Genomic DNA, 21,564 nt, shown 5'->3' with positions numbered 1-21,564 from the left:
CTGCCTGCTGCGCGCATTTCCAATTCAGGAGGAGAATTCTCATGACCAAGCCGGCCGAAGACCTCGCCCAGGACTTCCATCCCGACCAGAATATCGAGGCGGAAATCCGGGATCAGGCGGCTCATGAGCTCTCTGACGACCCCGATGCCGTCGAGATTCCCGAAGAACTGCGCCAATGCGGCGCCGTGATCGACAAGGCGATCGGTTATCTTGTCGAGCAGAACCTGCCGACCGAACTGATCGCCTCGGCATTGCTTGGCGGCTCGCTCGGTGTGCTTGCCCGGACCACCGATGCCGAGACAATGGTGCGGATGCTGCAAACCGCAATCGACAGCATCCGCACGGGTGAACTGCTCTGTGCGGACGCCTTTTCCGACGGCGAATGACAGTTTGCGACGCTTTCGGCTTGACGGGAGCGGGGGGCTCCGTCATAAGCCGCGCCTTAACGCATCGTCGTATGCCGGGAGTGGTCTCGGCGATCATATTACTACCGAGGATCAAGTCCATGTCACGCCGCTGCCAAATCACGGGCAAGGGTGTGCTGACGGGCAACAACGTCAGCCACGCCAACAACAAGACCCGTCGTCGTTTCCTGCCCAACCTGCAGGAAATCACCCTTCTGTCCGACATTCTGGGCACGGGCGTTCGTCTGCGTCTCTCCACCCAGGGTATCCGTACGGTCGAGCATAATGGCGGCCTGGACTCGTTCCTGATCAGCACGCCGAACCGCAAGCTCCCGGTCGAAGCTCAGGTCATCAAGCGCCGCATCCTGCGCGCTCAGGAAAGCAAGGCCGCTCAGACCGCTTGAGTCTGACGGTGCCAGCCTGACGCCCCGGCGGAAAAGGCAGGCAGCAACAAAATTGGCCTTGAAAACGTGGTCGGGTTGTTTCATTCAGCCACTCGATCACAAGGCCCGACTTGGTCGATCCGGCTTCGACGTCTTCCCCAAGCTTCCCGAAGGGTAATCCACCGGGAATATTACGGCATAGCGCGTCGATCTGTGACGGCCACGGCAAAGGTGTTTCGGGGCGGCCTGAAGCACCTTTCATCGCATTCTGGAGGTATCCCGTGTCCGAAAGCAGCGTCGCAGAAGCCAAATCGGCTCTCTCGAAGATCCGCAATATCGGTATCACCGCGCATATTGATGCCGGCAAGACCACGACGACCGAGCGTATTCTGTACTACACCGGCGTGTCGCATCGCATCGGTGAAGTGCATGACGGCAACACGACCACCGATTACATGGCGCAGGAACGTGAGCGCGGCATCACGATTACCTCGGCAGCTGTGACCTGCGAGTGGGAAAACCACCGCATCAACATCATCGACACCCCGGGCCACATCGACTTTAACATCGAAGTGAACCGCTCGCTGCGCGTGCTCGACGGCGCCATCTTCATCATTGAAGGCGTTGCCGGTGTTCAGCCGCAGTCGGAAACCAACTGGCGTCTGGCTGACCGTTACAACGTGCCGCGTGTCATCTTCATCAACAAGCTCGATCGTACCGGTGCCGATTTCTATCGCGCGTTCGACACGCTGAAGGAAAAGCTCGACATCGTCGCTATTCCGCTCCAGCTGCCGATCGGCATTGAAGAAAACTTCGTTGGCGTGGTCGACCTGGTCGAAATGCGCGCCATCATCTGGGAAGGCGGCGAGCTGGGCGCGAAGTTCCACTACGCCGAGATCCCCGATGACCTGAAGGAAAAGGCAGCTGAAGCCCGCCAGAACCTTCTGGACACCGCGCTGAGCGTTGATGAAGCCGCTATCGAAGAATACTTCGAGAAGGGCGATGTCGATGTTGCGACGCTGAAGAAGTGCATCAAGAAGGGTGCCATCTCGGGCGTGTTCCGTCCCGTCCTGTGCGGCACGGCCTTCAAGAACAAGGGCGTTCAGCCGCTCCTCGATGCCGTTATCGATTACCTGCCGGCTCCTGACGAAGTCGAAGGCATCCGTATCGCGCCGCCGGAAGGCGAAGAGGTCGACGAGAACTTCCTGCCGATCGTACCGGTTGATCCCGATGGCAAGTTCGCTGGTCTCGCATTCAAGATCATCTCCGACAAGTACGGCACCCTGACCTTCGTGCGCGTCTATCGCGGCGTTCTGAAGTCGGGCGACACCGTGCTGAACACGACCAAGGGCCACAAGGAACGCGTGGGCCGCATGTTCCAGATGCACGCTGACAAGCGTGAGGAAGTCAAGCAGGTCGGCGCTGGTGATATTGCTGCTTTCGTGGGTCTGAAGGACACCCAGACGGGTGACACCCTGGCCGACGCTGCCGATCCGGTTGTTCTGGAGCGCATGCAGTTCCCGGTTCCGGTGATCGACATCTCGGTCGAGCCGAAGACCAAGGACGGCGTTGAGAAGATGACGCTGGCCCTGCAGAAGCTGGCCGCTGAAGATCCCTCGCTGCAGCTCAAGACCGATCAGGAAACGGGTCAGACCATCCTGTCCGGCATGGGCGAGCTGCATCTGGACATCATCGTGGACCGTCTGCGTCGTGAATACGGCGTCGAAGCCAATGTCGGTGCGCCTCAGGTGGCCTATCGTGAGACGATCTCGCGTGCCCACACCGAGACCTACACCCACAAGAAGCAGTCCGGTGGTTCGGGTCAGTACGCTGAAGTCAAGATCGAGTTCGTGCCTGTCGAGCGTAACGAAGGCATCAGCTTCGAGAACAAGGTCGTTGGCGGTACGGTTCCGAAGGAATACATCCCGGCTGTCGAAAAGGGCATCCGCATGCAGTCCTCGACGGGCGTGCTGGCTGGCTTCCCGACGGTGGACTTCAAGTTCACGCTGCTCGACGGCAAGTACCATGACGTCGACTCGTCGGCTCTCGCCTTCGAAATCGCCGCCAAGGCCTGCTTCCGTGAAGGCATGAAGAATGCCGGCCCCGTGATCCTTGAGCCGATCATGGACGTCGAAATCACGACCCCGAACGATCACGTTGGTGACGTGGTAGGCGACCTTAACCGTCGTCGTGGCATCATCCAGAGCCAGGAGACGGCCGGTTCGACCGTCATGATCCGCGCTCAGGTGCCGCTGAAGGAAATGTTCGGCTACATCTCGCATCTGCGTTCGGCCACCAAGGGCCGCGCGTCGTTCACGATGCAGTTCCATCACTATGATCCGGTGCCGCGCAACGTGGCCGACGAGATCATGGCGAAGAGCGCCTGATCCCTCGGGTTCAGTCTCGGAACACGGAAAAGCCGCCCTTCGGGGCGGCTTTTTTCGTTTTCTGTTGGCGCTTCGAAGTGTACGGGGCAGGAGAGGTGCGGCGCCCCTCTCAAGGATAAGGCGTCATCTCGTGCTCTGACAGGCGCTATGGAACCGATAGAGAGAAGGCCCGAAGAAGCTCGCTGCAATCATGAAGACAAGGCTGAGCCGAAGAACAAAGGCCTCGGGACCGTGATGGGCAGGCACACGCGCCATGTCGATGAAGATGAGGGCACGTAATGCAAAGAACGCCCCCCATATGCGCGTATAGAACCTGAAAAAGCGGTCGATACCCGGTGCCTCGGCGCGATCTTGCATCGCGTTCCCTTCGCGCTGCCGCGCCAGATGTTCGATCAGGGAGACGCGCCAGAAGCTCCCCCAGAGGAATAGACACGCCATCAGGGCGGCACAGAACGCGGCGAAATAATCAGGCCCCACCCTCTCCCTGAACAGGACGCTCGCAAGCGCGAAGCCGATGGCGCCACCGTTGAGCGCAACTCAAGGCGCAGGGAACCCCGCACCCCGACGATAGCGATAAAGGGCGCTCATGCCTACGAAGGCAAGACACGCAGGCAGGGCATAGGCCTCGAGCCCAGCTATCTCGCCAGTCCAGACAAGGGCAAGGCCGCCAAATTCTTGCCCGATTGCCCGGAGCGGCAGGCGAGATGGAGGAGACGAGAAATTCATAGGGGTACCTCGGTAAGCTTGGGTATCTTTCCTATGTAAAGATTGTCGCTCACACTGTGGTGAAGTCAAACTTTTTATTGTAAAGATTAACCGAATATCGAAAGGCACCATGAGCGATCCATCTCCTCCCTATCATCACGGCGACCTCGCCAATGCGCTCCTCGAGGCTGGGCGTGCTCTGCTCGCGTCTGACGGCCTGGAGGCGCTGAGCCTGCGTGCCGTCACCCGCAGGGCGGGTGTTTCGGCAACGGCTGCGGTGCCGCATTTTGGTAGTCTGGCCGGGCTTCGGGCGGCCCTCGCCGCACAGGGATATCGGGAGTTGGCGCTTGCGCTGGGCGATGCCTCATCGGCGCATCAGGTCGGTATGGCCTATATTCGTTTTGCCCTTGCCAATCCGAACCTCTTCCAGCTCATGTTTCGACGCGCCCTGCTTCTCGAGAGCAGTGAGGCCCTGCAATCAGCCTCGCAGTCTGCGTTCGAGGCCCTGCGTGGCCTTGCACAGGGCTTGGACACGGCTACAGGGAGGGATGAGGGCAGCGCCGCGCGTATGGCGGGGCTATGGGGCAGGGTCCATGGCCTGGCGATGCTTGCCATAGACGGAATGCTCTCACCAATGATCGCGGCAGAGGGCTTCCAGACCGTGGAGGGTTTCCTTGCCGAAGCGCTCGATTCCGGGGGGAAGGCCCGAGCTGATTGATGTTTCCATTCGCTCTTCGGCTCGACAAGGGGCAGGGTACTGGCGCGCGTTTCTTGGCCTTGATGGGATGCGATCAACATGGACGCGAATTAACTATCACGTCTCCGTTACTTAATTAAAGATTGCAAAAACATTATATAAATTTAACAAAATATCTGCTTCTCTCGATTTCGGCAGAAGGGGGCCAAGCAAGATTCTCCCGCTGCTTCAGGCGCAAATCGGGAGACTGGTCCCATGACTCTGGCCCAACACACGCAGTGTGACACGCAGGACGGAACACCGCTCCTCCATGTCGAGGGTATTTCCAAAACTTTCTCCGGGGTGCGTGTTCTCAAGGATGTTTCCCTTATCGCCTATGGCGGTGAAATTCTGGCGCTGATGGGTGAGAACGGGGCTGGCAAGTCCACCCTGATGAAGATTCTCTCGGGCGCCTATACAGCCGATCCTGGCGGTGAAATCCGCATTGCAGGGGAGGTCCAGAAAATCACCAACCCGGCTTCTGCACGGGCGCTGGGGATCGGGATCATTTATCAGGAACTGGCCCTCGCGCCGAACCTGACGGTAGCCGAAAACATCCATCTGGGCTCGGAGCTGCGTCGCAACGGCATGATCGATCGTGCCGCCATGAACGAGGCCTGCCGGGACCTTTTGAAGGAACTTGGCGCCCCCTTCGGCCCTGAAGATCGCCTGTCAACAATGTCGGTCGCGGAGCAGCAGCTCGTCGAGATCGCCCGTGCCCTGCATCGCGACGCGCGCATTCTGGTGCTTGATGAGCCCACCACGGCGCTTTCGGCCCGTGAAACCGACCGGCTCTTCGCTCTGATCCGCCAGCTTCGCGCGAAGGGTCTGGCGCTCATCTATATCAGCCACCGCATGGATGAAATCGACGAACTGGCCGATCGTGTGTCGGTACTTCGCGACGGCGCCCATGTCGGGACGCTCGAGAAACATGAGCTCTCTTCAGCACGTATCGTCAGCATGATGGTTGGGCGCGATCTGTCGAGCTTCTATGAAAAGGACGGTAATCATGTCCGCCGTGACGCAGCCCCAATTCTGCAGGTCGAAGGCCTGACAGATGGCCGACGCGTCCACCCGACAAGCTTCGCGCTTCGTCCGGGCGAGGTGCTGGGTATTGCCGGTCTGGTTGGGGCGGGGCGTACTGAGCTCGCCCGGCTCATTTTTGGGGCGGACGCGAAAACGGGTGGCAGTGTCTTCCTCGATGGGAAGAAGATCGAGATCCGCTCGCCGCGCGACGCGCTCGCCTCGGGCATTGCCTATCTGACTGAAGACCGTAAGTCGCTCGGTCTTTTCCTCGACATGTCCTGCAGCGGCAATATCAATCTGGGTGTGGTCGAGCGTGACTCCCGAATGGGCGTGCTTGACCAGACAAAGGGGCGCACACGTGCAACGGGCTCGTTCTCGGCCCTGCGCATCAAGGCGCAGAACATGCTCACCAATGTTGGTGGGCTCTCTGGCGGAAACCAGCAGAAGGTCCTGCTAGGCCGTCTGCTCGAAACAGGGCCCAAGGTGCTGATCCTCGATGAGCCGACGCGTGGCGTCGATATCGGGGCAAAGACCGAAATCTATCGCATCATCAATGATCTGGCGGCGCAGGGGCTGGGGATCATCGTCATTTCGAGCGAAATGGCCGAGATCATCGGCGTGAGCGACCGCGTTCTCGTCATGCGTGAGGGTCATCTCACGGGTGAACTTGAAGGCAGTGCGATCACGCAGGAGGCTATCATGTCTCTTGCTGTCGGGCTTGCCTCCCCTTCACCAATCGCCGCCTAGGATATCACGTCAATGAGCAATACTCTCAACCCGGCGGTGGCGGCCTCACCAGCTGCCCAGCTGAACGCGCGCGCAACCACGCGCAGCATCCTGCAGGCAGCTGGCATGCTGCCCGTTCTGATCCTTCTGGCGCTGGGCTTTCATTTTCTCGGCGGGCATCGGTTCCTGTCGGGCCAGAACCTTTCGATCATTGCCCAGCAGGCCTCCATCAATACCGTGCTGGCCTCAGGCATGACCTTCGTCATCCTGACGGGCGGTATCGATCTGTCGGTCGGCTCCATTCTGGCTTTCGCAGCCATGTGCGGCCTGATTGTCTCGCTCTTGCCCCATCTGGCCTGGCTGGCCGTGCCGGCCTGCCTAGGCGCAGGTCTGCTGATCGGCGTATTCAACGGCGCGCTGATCGCGGGGGTCAAGATTCCGCCCTTCATTGTGACGCTGGGAACGCTGACGGCGGTCCGTGGCCTTGCGCGCCTGATGGGCAATGATCGCACCATCTTCAATCCCGATCTTTCCTTCGCCTGGATCGGCAATGATGGCATCGCGATCACTTCGACCTTCACCATTCCCTGGCTCGCGGTCATCGCTTTTGCTGTGGTCGTGGCGAGCTGGTTCATCCTGCGGCGTACGGTTCTGGGCGTACATATCTACGCCATCGGCGGCAACCCCTCCGCTGCGCGCCTAGCTGGTATTCGTGTCGGACTTGTCCTGATGTTCGTTTACGCGGCTTCGGGTCTGCTCGCAGGGCTTGGCGCTGTCATGTCCTCGGCCCGCCTCTACGCGGCAAATGGCTTGCAGCTCGGTCAGTCCTATGAACTCGATGCCATCGCCGCGGTCATTCTGGGCGGCACGTCCTTTGTCGGGGGTATCGGCTCGATCTGGGGAACGCTCGTCGGGGCGCTCCTGATCGCCGTGCTCACCAATGGCCTCATCCTCATCGGGGTGTCGGATATCTGGCAGTTCATCGTCAAGGGTCTGGTCATCATCGTGGCCGTGGCACTCGACCGCTTCCGGGCACCGACGGCGCGCACCTGACATTGCGCTCCCCCGGGGTTTGCCCGGGCCTCCCAGGGTGTGCCTCTCAGGGGGCCGCCCCCGGGGTCATATTTTCCTCGCCCCGGCTTACACGCTCACCCAGTTTGTCTTTCTTCCGTTTCGGATGTTTCAAGATGATCACTAGCTCTAAATTCCTCCTCGGCGCCCTCGCTCTTTCCACCGTTCTGGCTGCTCCCGCAGCCCGGGCAGATGGCATCAGCAATGTGGGTGTCTCGGTCGGATCGCTCGGTAATCCGTACTTTGTCGCTCTGGTGAAGGGCGCCACCACGCAGCTCAAGAGCCTGGCCCCGAACGCCAGCATCAATGCGCTCTCTGCGGATTACGATCTCAACAAGCAGTTCTCGCAGATGGACAGCTTTGTCACTTCCGGCGTGAACCTGATTCTGCTGAATGGCGTAGACCCGCAGGCGGTCATGCCTGCCGTCAAGCGCGTGCAAAAAGCCGGAGCGACCGTGATTGCGGTCGACGTGGCCTCGGCCGGTGTCGATGGTACGGTGCAGACCGATAACGTCGCGGCAGGCCGCATCTCCTGCGAGTATCTGGCGAAGAAGCTGGACGGTAAAGGCGAGGTAGCGATCGAGAATGGTCCGCAGGTCTCGTCAATCATCGACCGCGTGAAGGGCTGCAAGGAAGTCCTCGCCAAATATCCCGACATCAAGATTGTCAGCGACGATCAGAATGGCGGGGCCGAACGCGATCTTGGCTTCAAGGTCATGCAGGGCTTCCTGGTACGCTTCCCCAATCTGAAGGGGGTCTTCGCGATCAACGATCCCGAAGCCATTGGCGGCGACCTTGCCATCCGTCAGGCCCATCGTCAGGGGATTGTCGTCACCTCCGTCGACGGTGCGCCGGATATCGTTTCGTCCCTCAAGGATCCGAGATCCTCGGTTGTCGCCTCTGCCAGCCAGGATCCCTATCAGATGGGCAAGGATGGCGTCGCGATGGGGCAGGCCATCAAAGACGGCAAGATGGCCAAAGGCACGGTCAGACTGATGCCCCCGACCCTGATCACACGTGACAATGTGGGCAGCTACAAGGGCTGGACGGGGGAATAATCCCTGCGTTCAAGTTATAGCCGACTGTACCCCCCGGCATCGATGCCGGGGGTTTTTTTATCCTTGCTGATTGTTCGAGGCAAAGAGGCGGTAGACGAGCAGCAGGATCATGGCGCCGAATACCGAGGCTACGAAACCGGCGGGTTGTCCGGGATGATAAAAGTGAAGCTTCTGCCCGATCCAGCTAGCCAGAAGCGCTCCGGCAATGCCGAGGAAGATCGTGATGATGAAGCCGCCCGGATCGCGCCCGGGCATCAGGAACTTGGCGATCAGCCCGACAAAGAAGCCGACGATCAGGGTCCAAATCAGATGCATGTCAAATCTCCACGGAGAAAACCGGCCTCGCTCCCCAAAAGAGAGCCAGATCTCACGCTTGCGTGATTAACATCTCGCTGAACCCGGGTCCATATCGCCAGGCGCGTGCGCACCCTCTCTATCTATCGCCCCAGCGGGAATGCCTTTTTGAGGGCCTCATCTGCCGAGTCAAAACGGCCCTCCAGTTGAACGACGCGTTGAAACTGGAAGTAAAGAGGTGTCCAGCCCGATGTGCCATCCGAGGCAACGAGTTTGAAGTAAATAAGCCGGGCTGGAGCCGGATCTGGCACCGGGCCATCGATCGTCCTCTGGCACTCCACCAGATAAAACCCGGGATGTGCCGGGTCCGCTGAAGTCGCAAAGGCCAAGGAAAGAATGGTGTCCTCGCCTGTATGGGGGGCATCTTGCAAATGATCGCGCAGCCCGTCCTTTGCGTTTTCTGGCAGGGGGTCGCTGCCTACCAGAGAGAAACGACCTTCGGTATCGCGCACGGTCACCGTGAGGTCGTGATATCCCCAAGCATTCCCATTCTCGCGCCAACTCTGCAGCACATGCAGAACGCCGTCGGGCGCAGCCTCCCTGATCGCTCTCGCATCCAGTTTTCCGCCAAGCGCGAAACGTGTTTCACCCTCCTGCAGGGCGAGTGGCCGCAGCGCGGGTAGATCGGCGGCCCGCGCCGGGAGTGGGAGAACAAGCGTCATGAATGTTGCCAGCCCCAGCCCGAACCGCGAAATGCGCCTGGTATGGCATGACCCTGTACCTGAGGCGCGTTCTCTCATGGCACTCCCCTCCCGATCTGGTGCCTCAGCCAAACGATCCATTCGCATGCATGACGGCCACGCTGATCTCGCGCAGTACCGCGAAGAGACGCGCCATGGGGGCGAAGATCTCTTCATGCTCGCGATTGAACCCATGATCGTCACGCGGGCCGCTCGGCTCGTGGAAATCGAGATCGGTCACGATACCGGCGGATTGCGGGAAGATCTCGGAGAGCCGCTTGAGCACGGCCGGGATCTCGAGCTGAAGCACGAGGCGCAGCAGGGTCTCCCGGTTGATGTCATTGCGCGGGCTGAAATAGGGGATGCGCGTGGCCAGAAGCCAGATCTGTCCGATCACGGCATGACGTATCGCATGGAGCGTTCGCTCCTGCGCGCTCATCTTGAGCGTATGGCTCCAGACCGATTCAAGGGCGATGTGATCGGCCTGAATGCGGCGGAACATGGCCGGCAGGCTCCGCCAGAATTCCAGCCCCTCGAGCCCATGGGCCAGCACCAGATGCTGGCTGCGCTGTTCCTCGTTGCGAGCCGAGGCTGCACGGTCCAGCCAGGTGCCCGGGTCCAGCAGACGTACGATACCACGCAGCGCCCCGATATCGGAATGGGCGGCCGCCTGACGGGCGAAATCGAGTGCCAGACCGAAGCGGCGGCTGCTGCGGGCAAGTTTCTCGAACGTCTCGGGATGGCGCGATGCTGCTGTGCCAAAACCTTGCAGCACGTTGGTCCACCAGCCGAGCTGTTCCAGAATGGCGTTGTTCGGAATGGCGCGAAGCTGGCTCGGGTGGGTGATGCGGGTGACGCTGATCCCGTCACCCTGGCGGGCTGAGGGGCGAGAGCCCGATTTATCGATCAGAGCAGGTCCAAAGGCACCGAGAAGACCGGCATAGCCGGGATCTTCCACGAGACTGCTCATATCGAGCGCGATGGTCGAGAAGAAATCCGCGGAAAAATCAGGCTCGTCATAAATCGGGTCGCGGGTCGTCGAAAGCGGGCGGACCAGGTTCTCGGCGAGCGTCGCGATGGTGGAGGCGGCAAGAGGTGCCGTGCCGAACAGGGTGTAGCCATCGCCACCCTGAAAAGCCGCTTCCTCGCGCAAACTGATCCCGGCCTTCGCGAAAAGACCGCGCGTATGGTCTGGCGAGAAGTAGCTTAACCGATCGGAAAGGCTGAAAGGATGAGCCCCTCGGCCGATGCTCTCGCCATGGGTGTCGAACAGAACGAGTTCGATATCCTTCATGTCATGCTTCTGCATGAGCGCGAGCGTGCGCAGGCGCAGGCGTTCGACCAGATTGGTCGCGGCAAGCTGGCCGATATAGCGGCCCGAATCCGAATACCCGAATTGGAGGCACAGACGTCCGTTATTGCGGATATACTGACGCCAATGAGGAGAACGGAACGCCTCCTCCAAAATGATCTCGCCATGCTCGAGCGCGCTCTGCGTTTCGAAAAGCGGAGAGATCTGAATCTGGTCGTCGCGGATGCCGAGCATACGGGCCAGCCAGAGCGTGGCGAGAAGCGTATAACCGCTCTCGGTCTCGGCAATCAGGAAGCGGACAGGGGTAGCCGTATCGATGTGCTTGAGGATCTGCGCCATCGTCATCATCAGACGGCCGGCGGAGGATTGCTCCATCATGACGGCGCCGAAATCGACCGGGATCGGTGCCTTCAGCGATTCGAGCGCTTCGTTGATTTGGGACAGGACAAGGCGGCGACGCGACGGGATGGTGGGATCGTCTTCGATACCCAGACGGTGGCGCACCACGTTATAGATCTGGGTAGCATTCAGGCGCGTATGGATATGCGCCGCCCCCAGCCCATGGGCCATGAAGCCCGAGCGCGCGGTCAGCAGGGCTGTACGCTGGTTCGCGTCGATGCGCGTAAGTGCCTCGTCGAAAAGCGGGGCCAGCGTCTCTGCCGAGATCAGGGCAGCCTCGCGACGGCTCACCAGTGCCTGCGCGAAGGCGGCGATGGCGTTGGCATCATGGCTCTGCTGGTCAGGGCAGGCGGCCTCCTGCTCCTTGACGGCACCCAGGGCGACATCGATACGGGCGACGAGTTGCGAGCAATGGGGCAGCAGGGATTCGAGCTGGGTGCGCAGGCGTTCCAGCTGTGTGCGCTTGAGCGCCAGCCGAATGCGCAGCGTGTCCCACCAATGAATGTCGCTGCGGCCATCCGTATCGAACCCGACCCATGTCGCCAGGATCAGTGTCTTGATATCGAGGCGGCTCAGCTTCTCGATCTGATCAGGCCAGCGTTCGGCTGCCTGCTCCAGAATGGACGCGTTGAAGATATCCAGCGCATCGCGTCCGCGCAGAATGGCCGTGAGGGCGAGATTCTGCTCATGGACGAGGGTGGGTGCGCCCTCGCGACGGTGGGATTTCAGTTCCGGCAGACGATGGGCGGGGTCTGTCGCCATTTCGACAATGTGCCGATAGACGTTATCGGCCAGAGCAAAAGTCGGATGTGCCGTGAAGACAGCGGCAAATCCCGGACGGGAAAGGCGTGAAACGAGCGCCTCGACACTCTCGCAACTTTCAACCGTTTTCCGGGCGGCTTCGATCAGCCTGTCCTGCGGCGCGCCGTCATCCTTCAGGCCCACATAGCTGCGTAACCGTGCCGCGCGACCTTTGAGATTGCTGTCACGCAGCACGCGTACAGCGTTTTCAAGCGTCGAGACCGATACGGCGCCATCAATCAGTTCGTCGCCGATCTGGCTTGACAGGGCCTCGATCGGGTCGGGTGCGTGACGTTCATGGGTGGCCCGGTCCTGCAGGGCCTGCATCTCACCCGTCAGGCGCTCGGCGAAAGCCGCGCCTTCTCGCATATCTGGTGCGATTTTCTGATCGGCCTTGGTGGCGGGCGTTCCGGAAGAGGCGTGATGCGGCGCGGTATTGGACAAGGCACTCTCGCTTATAGTCGGTTCACGGATTGTGACCGGTTTTCCATGCCCGCAGGGCAATGGCAATGGAGGATCGCGGGAGCGCAGGACTTTTTGTTCCGGCGGTGCTAATCGATCCTTCATGCATCATCCGAATTCCGATCAGTCGATCCCGCCCGAGCGTATGAGCGATGCCGCCGCGACCGAGGCCGAGGCGCTGGCCAGCCTCAGGGCTTCACGTCGTCTGGCGGGTGGTCTTCTGGTCTCGATGGGCGGTCTGATGGTCATCTCTGCCGGACTCCCGGCACTGGGTTGGGTGCGTGACAGCTATCTGCTGGAGGTGCTGCGCTCGGGTGCGCGGGCGGGCGTGGTCGGCGGTATTGCCGACTGGTTTGCGGTGACGGCGCTGTTTCGCCACCCTCTAGGGCTGCCCATTCCCCATACCGCGGTTCTGCCCCGCCAGCAGCCGAGGCTGGCCCGTGCGCTGGGGCGTTTTGTCTCGACGCAGTTCTTCACGGAAGAAGATGCCGGGCGGGCGCTCGCCTCGGCAGATGTGGCGCGCATTCTCGCCAATCTGCTGCGCCAGCCGCGTACGGCCAATGCCACTGCCTCTGCCCTGCGACGCAGCGTGCCCGACATGCTCGATCGGCTTGAGGACGGGCGCGCTTCTGCCGCCATAGGCAAGGCGCTGCCTGTTCTGGCGCGCGGCGAAACCTCGATCAAGGTCGTGACCAGGGCGCTCCGGGCGCTGGTCGATAATGAACTGCATCAGGAAGTTCTGTCTGCCCTGCTCGAGCGGTTCAAGCTCGGCGTGCAGAAGCGCGAGGCCACGCTGCGCAGCTTTATCGAGGAGCGCGTGCGCGAGCAGGGGGGGCGCATGATCGGCTGGGCCATTGGCCCCTCCGTTGCCAATCGCGTGATCACAGCGCTCTATCTCGAACTGGAGCGGATAGACCCGCAGGACTCGGAGCTGCGCGAGGGATTCACCGGGTGGATCAGGCAGGAGATAGACCGTCTGGAAGAAGACCCGGAGCGACGGGCGCGGTTTGGCGATGCGATATCGGGCTATCTGGGTCATGACAGCCTGAAGCTGTGGTGGTCCGAGATATGGCAGCGCTTCAGGGGACTGGCCGAGGCCGATCTGGCCTGTGAGGACGGATGGAGCCGCAGTGTCATCGAGGCGGCGTTGCTGAGCCTGGCCGATCAGCTCGATCATGATCCCGCCATGCGGGCGCGGCTGGAGCAGACGCTCAAGACCACGCTCGTCCGTATCCTGCCTTCGCTGCGCGACAAGCTTGCGGTCTATATCGCCTCGGTCATGGAGCGCTGGGACCCGAAGGAGCTTTCGGCGCGGCTGGAGCAGCGCGTCGGACGCGACCTGCAATACATCCGTATCAACGGCACGCTTGTCGGCTTCGTGGTCGGGGCCGTTCTGGACATGCTCATGAGGCTGTGTTTCGGCCATCTCGGCTGAACCCTGTTTTTATCGGCATCACAAAAGGCGAAAAGGGTTGACGCAGCGCCCTCGCGCGCGCATCTGCTAGAAAAATAGCACCATTTAGGTCTTTAATTTCTGTTCATGCGGAACTGATCGAGGGAGCAGAATGCTCAGGTTATCGAAACTCGCTGATTACGCTACGGTTCTGCTCGTGCAGCTTGGCCAACAGGACACGCTCGTGACGGCTACCGCGCTTGCGGGTGCCACGGGTGTGCCGGAGCCGACTGTCGCGAAATTGCTGAAGGGTCTCGCGGCCGATGGTCTCGTTGCCTCGCATCGTGGGGCTCGTGGCGGCTATCGCCTGGCGCGTTCGCTCTCCGATATCTCGATCGCCGCCGTGATCACGTCGGTCGACGGGCCGATCGCGCTCACCGCCTGTGTCGAAGGGCGCCTTTGTGAGGCCAAATCGCTTTGCGCGCTCTCTTCCGGACAGTGGGACATGGTCAACAAGGCCATCCGTTCGACGCTCGAATCCATCAATCTAGCCGATATGAGCCGCGCCCATCTGTCAGGCAGCATCATGCCTGCGTCGCGATGCGTGGCCCCGGACCATATGCCGGATCATCAGCCTGCCGGGGAGGGATGACATGCCAGCCGTAACCGAAACACGCGAAGCCGTCGAAACCCTTGGCCAGTCGACCTATAAATGGGGCTTCGAGACCGATATCGAGATGGAGTTCGCGCCCAAGGGGCTGAGCGAGGAAACCATCCGCTTCATCTCTGCGCGCAAGCAGGAGCCTGAATGGATGCTCGACTGGCGCCTGCAGGCTTTCCGCGCCTGGCAGGCGATGGAAGAACCCACATGGCAGAAGCCGGAATATCCCGCCATCGACTATCAGGACGCTTTCTACTTCGCCGAGCCGAAGAAGAAGCCCGGTCCGAAATCGCTGGAAGAAGTCGATCCCGAGCTGCTACGCACCTACGAAAAGCTCGGTATCCCGCTTCATGAACAGGCCATCCTGGCCGGTGTTGAAGGAGCCGATCAGGCCGAGCGGCTGCCTGTGGCCGTAGATGCGGTGTTCGACTCCGTCTCGGTTGTGACGACTTTCCGCAAGACGCTGGAAGAGGCCGGGGTGATCTTTTGCCCGATCTCGGATGCCATTCGCGAGCATCCCGAGCTCGTGAAGCGTTATCTCGGTTCCGTCGTGCCGGTCAGCGATAATTTCTTTGCAGCCCTGAATTCGGCTGTCTTCACGGATGGCTCTTTCGTCTATGTGCCGGAGGGCGTGCGGTGTCCGATGGAGCTCTCGACCTATTTCCGCATCAATGCCCGCAACACAGGGCAGTTCGAGCGGACTTTGATCATCTGCGAGGACCGCGCGACCGTTTCCTATCTCGAAGGGTGCACGGCGCCCATGCGCGACGAGAACCAGCTTCATGCAGCCGTGGTCGAACTGGTGGCGATGAACGACGCTACTATCAAATATTCGACGGTGCAGAACTGGTACCCAGGTGATGAAAACGGCAAGGGCGGCATCTATAATTTCGTGACCAAGCGCGGCGCATGCCGTGGCCGCAACGCCAAGATTTCCTGGACACAGGTCGAGACGGGCTCTGCCATCACCTGGAAATATCCGTCCTGCATTCTCGCAGGCGAGGGCTCGGTGGGCGAATTCTACTCGGTTGCCGTGACCAATAATCGCCAGCAGGCCGATACGGGCACCAAGATGATCCATCTGGCGCCGAACACGCGCTCGACCATCATTGCCAAGACCATCTCAGCGGGTCATTCGGACAGTACCTATCGCGGTCTGGTGCGCATGATGCCCAAGGCACGCGGCGCGCGTAACTTCACGCAGTGCGACAGCCTCCTAATCGGCGATCAGTGTGGCGCCCATACGGTGCCGTATATCGAGAACCGCAACATGACGGCACGCGTCGAGCATGAAGCGACAACCTCGAAGATTTCCGAAGACCAGCTTTTCTATTGTCGCTCGCGCGGCCTCTCCGAAGAGGACGCCGTGGGTCTGATCGTCAACGGGTTCTGCAAGGATGTCCTGAAGGAACTCCCCATGGAGTTTGCAGTGGAAGCGCAGAAGCTCCTGCAACTCAGTCTTGAAGGTAGCGTCGGGTAAAGAGCCGCAACATGAATGATTTTCTGAAAATTTCCGGTCTCTGTGCGCAGATCGACGATAACGGAACCCCCAAGGAGATTCTGCGCGGTCTGGATCTCGATGTGCCCAAGGGCGAGATCCATGCGATCATGGGGCCGAACGGGTCGGGCAAATCCACCTTGTCCTACGTGCTTGCCGGGCGCGAGGATTACGAAGTGACGGGCGGCAGCGCGCATTTCATGGGCGAGGATCTGCTCGCTCTCGAGCCGGAAGAGCGTGCGGCTCTCGGCGTCTTTCTGGCGTTTCAGGCGCCTGTGGAACTGCCGGGTGTGAACAACGCCAATTTCCTGCGTACCGCGGTGAACGCCGTGCGTCGCGCCCGCAAGGAAGACGAACTGGATGCCGTAGGCTTCCTGAAGGCTGTGCGTGCGGAAACGAAGCATCTCCACATGTCGGACGAGATGCTCAAGCGCAACGTGAATGTCGGTTTCTCCGGCGGCGAAAAGAAGCGCAACGAGGTGCTGCAGATGCGTATGCTGCGCCCGAAATTCGCGATCCTCGACGAAACGGATAGCGGACTCGACATCGATGCACTGCGTATCGTGGCCGAGGGCGTGAACAGCCTGCGTGGGCCTGATTTCTCCGCGCTCATCATCACGCATCACCAGCGTCTGCTCGATTACATCAAGCCGGATCGCGTGCATGTCATGGCCAAGGGCCGGATCATCCATAGTGGCGGTGCCGAGGTCGCGCTGGCGCTTGAGGCACAGGGCTATCAGCAATATCTCGAGGCGGTGGCATGAGCGAAAGCGTCGCTTTATCGCCTGCACTCGGGTCTTTTCTCGCACGAGCCCATGAAGGCGAAGCGAGAGAGCTTCTGGCTCGTCAGGGTCTGCCCCAGCGTCGTCTCGAGGCATGGCGCTATACACCGCTGCGCGATGTTGACCGCATCGGGTTCGAGCCGCCTGCGCACGTTTCGCTGGGTGAGGCGGAAGCCCTTCTGGCGCGTCTTGCTCCCGAGGCCCGCAGCGGCTTTCGTGTCGTGTTCGTCAACGGCGTGCTTGTTCCCGAGCTGACGCGCCTCCCCGAGGCGGTCATCCTGACCGCACCCGACGCGCCGCTTCTGGCGGACCGTCCGCTCAGCGTTCTCAACAGCGCCCTGCAGCAGCCGGGTCTGTCCCTGACAGTACCTGCAGGGGTTGAGGCCGGTCAGATCTGTCTCGTCTCCTTAGTTTCAGGGGAGGAGCCAGTTTCGACGCATCTCGCGCATCAGGTCACGCTTGAAAAAGAGGCGACCCTGACTCTTCTCGATATCCAGTCGGGTGAGGGCGCCTATCTGGCCAATCCGTCTCTGACGGTATCCGTGGCCGAAGGGGCTCACCTGACCCATCTGCGTGTCCAGCAGGACGATGTGCGGGCTACGAATCTGACGCTTGTGAATGCGAGCATTGCCGAACACGGCACTTATGACAGCTTCACCCTGACGCTTGGCTCCAGGCTGTCGCGCCACGAGGTTCTGGCGCATCTGGGCGGCAAGCATGCGACTGTGCATGTGAATGCGGCGCAGCTTCTGGCTGGTACGCAGCACGCTGATCTGACCTCCGTCATCACCCATGCTGCACCGGACTGCAATTCTCGTCAGACAGTCAAGAACGTGCTGATGGATGCGGCGCATGGTGTTTTTCAGGGTAAGATCTATGTCGATCGCATCGCCCAGAAGACTGATGGCTATCAAATGAATCAGGCGCTGCTTCTGTCCGAAAAGGCGCAGATCGACAGCAAGCCCGAGCTCGAGATTTACGCTGATGACGTCAAGTGCAGCCACGGTGCTACTGTGGGCGCACTCGATGACGAGCAGCTTTTTTATCTGCGGGCGCGTGGCGTGCCGTACGACACCGCGAAAGCCATGCTCGTCCGGGCCTTCCTGCTCGATGCGCTCTCTCTGGTCACCGATGAGGCTGCCTATGCCCTTCTGGACCAGCGTGTCGAAGCCTGGTGGCTGAACAGGGAAGGGTGATCATGTCAGGAGACGTGCTTGACCGTTTCGCGTCCTTGCGAGACCGGTTTCCGATCTTGTCTGAGACAGTGCATGGCCGTCCGCTGGTCTTCCTGGACAGCGCGGCCTCGGCTCAGAAGCCGGAGAGCGTGATTGCGGCCATGGCTCGGGCCATGCAGCACCAATATGCGAACATTCATCGCGGCCTGCACTGGATGAGTGAGCGTACCACCGAAGCCTATGAGTCGGTGCGTACCCAGGTCGCACGGTTTCTCAAGGCGCCGGATCGCCGTGAGATCATTTTCACGCGGAACAGCACCGAGGCCATCAACCTCGTAGCCCATTCCTATGGCGCGTTGCTGAAGCCGGGTCAGGCGATCCTGATTTCCGAGCTGGAGCATCATTCCAATCTCGTTCCGTGGCAGATGCTGCGCGATCGTGCCGGGCTGGAACTCCGCGTGGCGCCGATTACCGAGACCGGGGATCTTGACCTCGACGCTTACGAGAGCCTGCTCTCGGACGGACGTGTCGGGCTCGTGGCCATCACCCATATGTCGAATGTTCTGGGGACGCTGACGCCGGCACATGAACTGGCGCGTCTGGCCCACGCGCATGGCGCGAAGATCCTGCTCGATGGGTCGCAGTCAGCCGTGCATCGTGCCATTGATGTTCAGGCGCTCGGAGCGGATTTCTTTGTCTGCACGGGGCACAAGCTCTATGGCCCGACCGGCATCGGGGTGCTCTGGGGCCGGTCCGAGCTGCTCGATGCCATGCCGCCTTTCCTGGGGGGTGGGGAGATGATCGAGAGCGTCAGCTTCGAGAAATCGAGCTGGGCCGGGCTGCCGCATAAATTCGAGGCAGGGACGCCGCCGATCATCGAAGTCATCGGGCTCGGCGCGGCGCTCGCCTTCATGGAAGAGTTGGGTGCCGAAGCGATCACCGCGCATGAAAAGGCACTCGTGGCCTATACGCGTGACGTGCTGGGCGGCAGTGAGGGTGTAAAGCTCGTGGGCGCGCCTGTCGATCAGGGCGGGGTCGTCTCTTTCATTGTCGACGGGGCGCACCCACATGATCTGGCGGTTCTGCTGGATCGCCAGGGCATCGCCATACGCGCCGGGCAGCATTGCGCCGAGCCGCTGATCCGTCGGCTCGGGCTTACTGCCACAGCGAGGGCGAGCTTTGGCGTTTACACCACACGCGACGATATTGATGCACTGGTCAAGGGCGTTGCGCGCGCCCGACAGATGCTGGTCTGATTGAGGGAGGTCATTCATGTCTGAAGAGGGTCACATCCTGACCAGACCGCTCGGCGCTCCGCCTGAGGAAACCGTTGCTGCAGACCAGGCCGGTGTTCCCGATGAGGATAGCGTCATTTCCGCCATTGCCACGGTCTATGACCCGGAAATCCCGGTCAATATCTACGAACTGGGGCTCATCTATGCGATCGATCTGCATGATGATGGGCGCGTCGATATTGAAATGACGCTTACGGCTCCCAATTGTCCGAGCGCGCAGGAACTGCCGGAGCAGGTGCGCGAGGCCGTGGCCGCTCTTCCCGGGGTGAGCAAGGCCAGCGTCGCTATCGTCTGGGATCCGCCATGGGATATGAGCCGCATGAGCGACGATGCCCGGCTTGCATTGAACATGTTCTGAACAGGGAAACGAGTATGAGCGCGACACAGACAGAACAGGCCCCGATCAAGGTCGCGGTCCCCCGGGCGTTGCCCCCTCTCATGCAAATGACCGAGCGTGCAGCCTCACGTTTGAAGAAACTGTATGAAGGCGCAAACAAGGGCCAGCTTCTGCGTATCGGAGTGAACACGCGTGGATGCTCGGGCATGTCTTACGACATGAGTTTCGTCGACGCAGCCCTGCCCGGTGATGAGCGTGTGACTGATCATGGGGTGGACGTGCTGGTCGATCGCAAGGCGACCCTGTTTCTGATCGGGACGGTGATGGATTACGAGGTCAAGGATCTCGAATCAGGCTTCACCTTCACCAATCCCAATGAAAAGGGCCGCTGCGGGTGCGGTGAGAGCTTTCACGTCTGACGACGTGAAAGTCTCTTTTTGCTTTTTGTGAAGCTGACAACGGCTTCAGCTTCCGTAGACCAGAGGAACTGGTCGATAACCGAGACGGACAGCACCTCGTATCCCGCTTTCTGCAGAAGAGCAGAGTCTCTCTGAAGCGCCTGCGGGTTGCAACTTACATAGACAATGTCTTCGACAGCGGAACGCGCGATATGGTCCATCTGGATCAGCGCTCCCGCATGGGGCGGATCGAGCACGACGACGCGCGCCTTGGCAAATTCCTTGGCGATCAGGGGCTGGCGTGTGAGATCGCGATGCGTCGTCTCGATTCTCTGACCGACAGCCCCAGATTTGAGGGCTGAGATCGCCTCGAAATGCCCCTCATAAGCGAGAACGCGCCCTTTCTGGGCCATGGGAACTGTCAGCGTTCCGAAACCCGCAAAGAGCTCAATGATCGGATCGCGCCTGTTCAGCGACGGCAGCGCATTGAGCACCGACTGAGCAATGGCGTTTTCACTCTGTTCCGTCGCTTGCAGGAACCCGCCAGGAGGCGGGCACAGCTTGACCGCACCGAACGCATGGAACACGGGTCCCTGCTGAGCGACGATCTCGAATCCCTGCTCGGGGCGGCGCTTCGACTTCCATGAGATGCGGGGAATCCTGTGATCCCGCCCGAACGCCGCGAGTTTGACCCGGTCGGTCGGCGCCAGCGCAGAATCGGTCGAGAGCAGGATATCCGGACCCGAACTATAGAGATTGATCTGGAGATCACCGCCTCCTGTCACTGCGCCGAGCGAAGACAGGACGTGGCGCAGCGGATCGAGCAGGGCCAGGAGTGCAGGATGCACGACATGGCACTCCGTCATGTCGACGACATCGCCATGGCGACGATGGAGCCCGAGAACGAGTCGTCCTGGCTGACGCTGGAAGGCCAGATCGATACGGCGGCGCGTCTCCGGAGGGACCTGAACGGAGGCGACACGCGGGAGTGTACGGAAGCCTGCCCGCTCCAAAGCATGGCGTACGAGCCCGGTCTTCCATTCGAGCAATGCGGGGAGGGCGGTGGTCTGCATGGAACAACCGCCGCACTGCCCGAAGAGCGCGCAGACGGGGGATACGCGTTCAGGGGAAGGGGAAAGAAGGTCGAGCACTTCGACATGCCGGTCATCCCCCACCCGAAGACGCATCCGGTCACCCGGCACGGCATAGGGAATGTAGGCGGGCTTGTCATCAATCAGCACAAGCCCGTCGCCATTCGCGCCAAAGGCGCGAATCTCGGCTTCAACGATACTGGGCATCAGGGATCAGACTGTGCCGCGATGCTGGATCGGTCCGACCTGCTCGTCCTGCTCGATACGCCGATTGCGGCGCGGCAGAAGCATGAAGGCAGGCGTTTCGTGGCCGAACCCGGTACGCGGCGTATCGTGATCGAAGGACGAGGTAGGGGCCACAGAACCACGCTCCGCGCGGGCTTCCTGCTTCGGCGCGGCTTCTTGACGCGGCGCTTCCTGAGATGCAGCC

The 21,564-nt window shown here is 60.8% G+C and carries 21 protein-coding genes and 1 pseudogene; 15 read left to right on the top strand and 7 right to left on the bottom strand.

What is annotated here, in order from left to right; translation table 11 throughout:
• Positions 1-41 precede the first annotated feature (41 nt).
• From AA0535_RS06125 to fusA, 3 genes are all read left to right on the top strand, one after another.
• Entirely contained in the window at positions 42-386 is a 345-nt protein-coding gene (locus AA0535_RS06125) for a hypothetical protein (RefSeq protein WP_233582157.1), read from the top strand.
• Between the two features lie 119 nt (positions 387-505).
• The gene (rpmB, locus tag AA0535_RS06120) at positions 506-808 is read left to right on the top strand and encodes a 50S ribosomal protein L28 (protein ID WP_023977516.1); all 303 of its coding nucleotides are present in this window, start codon (positions 506-508) and stop codon (positions 806-808) included.
• Positions 809-1,068: 260 nt separating this feature from the next.
• A complete protein-coding gene (gene fusA / locus AA0535_RS06115) occupies positions 1,069-3,174 on the top strand; it encodes an elongation factor G (protein ID WP_023977515.1) in 2,106 nt (701 codons plus the stop codon).
• 123 nt (positions 3,175-3,297) lie between these two features.
• On the opposite strand, the gene AA0535_RS06110 is transcribed toward fusA, so the two are convergent.
• On the bottom strand, positions 3,298-3,651 hold the full coding sequence (locus tag AA0535_RS06110; RefSeq protein WP_264815043.1) for a hypothetical protein: 354 nt from the start codon (positions 3,649-3,651) through the stop codon (positions 3,298-3,300).
• A gap of 60 nt (positions 3,652-3,711) precedes the next feature.
• Positions 3,712-3,900, bottom strand: coding sequence for a hypothetical protein (locus tag AA0535_RS06105; protein WP_264815042.1), 189 nt, complete (start codon positions 3,898-3,900; stop codon positions 3,712-3,714).
• Between the two features lie 109 nt (positions 3,901-4,009).
• Here AA0535_RS06105 and AA0535_RS06100 point away from each other — a divergent pair, with 109 nt between their 5' ends.
• The 4 genes from AA0535_RS06100 to AA0535_RS06085 all read left to right on the top strand — a co-directional run bounded on the left by AA0535_RS06100 (position 4,010) and on the right by AA0535_RS06085 (position 8,496).
• Positions 4,010-4,597 (top strand): TetR/AcrR family transcriptional regulator, encoded by a 588-nt coding sequence (locus AA0535_RS06100; RefSeq protein WP_264815040.1) that lies wholly within the window; start codon positions 4,010-4,012, stop codon positions 4,595-4,597.
• Between the two features lie 234 nt (positions 4,598-4,831).
• Entirely contained in the window at positions 4,832-6,388 is a 1,557-nt protein-coding gene (locus AA0535_RS06095) for a sugar ABC transporter ATP-binding protein (protein ID WP_264815039.1), read from the top strand.
• Between the two features lie 12 nt (positions 6,389-6,400).
• Positions 6,401-7,420: an ABC transporter permease subunit gene (locus tag AA0535_RS06090; protein WP_264815038.1), complete on the top strand. Its 1,020-nt coding sequence runs from the start codon at positions 6,401-6,403 to the stop codon at positions 7,418-7,420.
• A 134-nt stretch (positions 7,421-7,554) separates the two neighbouring features.
• Positions 7,555-8,496 carry an ABC transporter substrate-binding protein gene (locus tag AA0535_RS06085; protein WP_264815037.1) on the top strand — a complete coding sequence of 314 codons (942 nt, stop codon included), beginning with the start codon at positions 7,555-7,557 and terminating at the stop codon, positions 8,494-8,496.
• 57 nt (positions 8,497-8,553) lie between these two features.
• Here the strand turns inward: AA0535_RS06085 and AA0535_RS06080 are convergent, their stop codons facing one another.
• The 3 genes from AA0535_RS06080 to AA0535_RS06070 form a co-directional block, all read right to left on the bottom strand.
• On the bottom strand, positions 8,554-8,811 hold the full coding sequence (locus AA0535_RS06080) for a GlsB/YeaQ/YmgE family stress response membrane protein (RefSeq protein WP_127102594.1): 258 nt from the start codon (positions 8,809-8,811) through the stop codon (positions 8,554-8,556).
• A 122-nt stretch (positions 8,812-8,933) separates the two neighbouring features.
• Positions 8,934-9,512: a hypothetical protein gene (locus AA0535_RS06075; RefSeq protein ID WP_264815036.1), complete on the bottom strand. Its 579-nt coding sequence runs from the start codon at positions 9,510-9,512 to the stop codon at positions 8,934-8,936.
• A gap of 103 nt (positions 9,513-9,615) precedes the next feature.
• A complete protein-coding gene (locus AA0535_RS06070; RefSeq protein ID WP_264815171.1) occupies positions 9,616-12,411 on the bottom strand; it encodes a phosphoenolpyruvate carboxylase in 2,796 nt (931 codons plus the stop codon).
• A 196-nt stretch (positions 12,412-12,607) separates the two neighbouring features.
• On the opposite strand from AA0535_RS06070, the gene AA0535_RS06065 reads away from it, so the two are divergent.
• The 8 genes from AA0535_RS06065 to AA0535_RS06030 all read left to right on the top strand — a co-directional run bounded on the left by AA0535_RS06065 (position 12,608) and on the right by AA0535_RS06030 (position 20,064).
• A complete protein-coding gene (locus AA0535_RS06065; RefSeq protein WP_264815035.1) occupies positions 12,608-13,939 on the top strand; it encodes a DUF445 domain-containing protein in 1,332 nt (443 codons plus the stop codon).
• Between the two features lie 130 nt (positions 13,940-14,069).
• Positions 14,070-14,549: an SUF system Fe-S cluster assembly regulator gene (locus tag AA0535_RS06060; RefSeq protein ID WP_264815034.1), complete on the top strand. Its 480-nt coding sequence runs from the start codon at positions 14,070-14,072 to the stop codon at positions 14,547-14,549.
• Between the two features lies 1 nt (position 14,550).
• Positions 14,551-16,038: a Fe-S cluster assembly protein SufB gene (gene sufB, locus AA0535_RS06055; RefSeq protein WP_264815033.1), complete on the top strand. Its 1,488-nt coding sequence runs from the start codon at positions 14,551-14,553 to the stop codon at positions 16,036-16,038.
• Positions 16,039-16,049: 11 nt separating this feature from the next.
• Positions 16,050-16,820: a Fe-S cluster assembly ATPase SufC gene (gene sufC / locus AA0535_RS06050; protein ID WP_127102590.1), complete on the top strand. Its 771-nt coding sequence runs from the start codon at positions 16,050-16,052 to the stop codon at positions 16,818-16,820.
• A complete protein-coding gene (gene sufD / locus AA0535_RS06045) occupies positions 16,817-18,034 on the top strand; it encodes a Fe-S cluster assembly protein SufD (RefSeq protein WP_264815032.1) in 1,218 nt (405 codons plus the stop codon). Before sufC ends, sufD begins: the two co-directional genes overlap by 4 nt.
• A gap of 2 nt (positions 18,035-18,036) precedes the next feature.
• Complete coding sequence (locus tag AA0535_RS06040) at positions 18,037-19,269, top strand: aminotransferase class V-fold PLP-dependent enzyme (protein WP_264815031.1); 1,233 nt, start codon at positions 18,037-18,039, stop codon at positions 19,267-19,269.
• A 16-nt stretch (positions 19,270-19,285) separates the two neighbouring features.
• Entirely contained in the window at positions 19,286-19,666 is a 381-nt protein-coding gene (locus AA0535_RS06035; RefSeq protein WP_127102587.1) for an SUF system Fe-S cluster assembly protein, read from the top strand.
• Positions 19,667-19,680: 14 nt separating this feature from the next.
• Entirely contained in the window at positions 19,681-20,064 is a 384-nt protein-coding gene (locus tag AA0535_RS06030; protein WP_264815030.1) for a HesB/IscA family protein, read from the top strand.
• Here the strand turns inward: AA0535_RS06030 and AA0535_RS06025 are convergent.
• A complete protein-coding gene (locus AA0535_RS06025) occupies positions 20,055-21,341 on the bottom strand; it encodes a class I SAM-dependent RNA methyltransferase (protein ID WP_264815029.1) in 1,287 nt (428 codons plus the stop codon). The two genes, AA0535_RS06030 and AA0535_RS06025, sit on opposite strands and share 10 nt — an antisense overlap.
• 6 nt (positions 21,342-21,347) lie before the next feature.
• Positions 21,348-21,564: pseudogene (locus AA0535_RS06020) on the bottom strand (hypothetical protein); the annotation flags it as partial.

The sequence above is a fragment of the Asaia krungthepensis NRIC 0535 genome (genome assembly GCF_025995175.1).
GTDB classification, from domain to species: Bacteria; Pseudomonadota; Alphaproteobacteria; order Acetobacterales; family Acetobacteraceae; genus Asaia; species Asaia krungthepensis.
The sequence above is the reverse complement of the archived record's forward strand: the minus strand, read 5'-3'. Positions and strand labels throughout refer to the sequence as shown.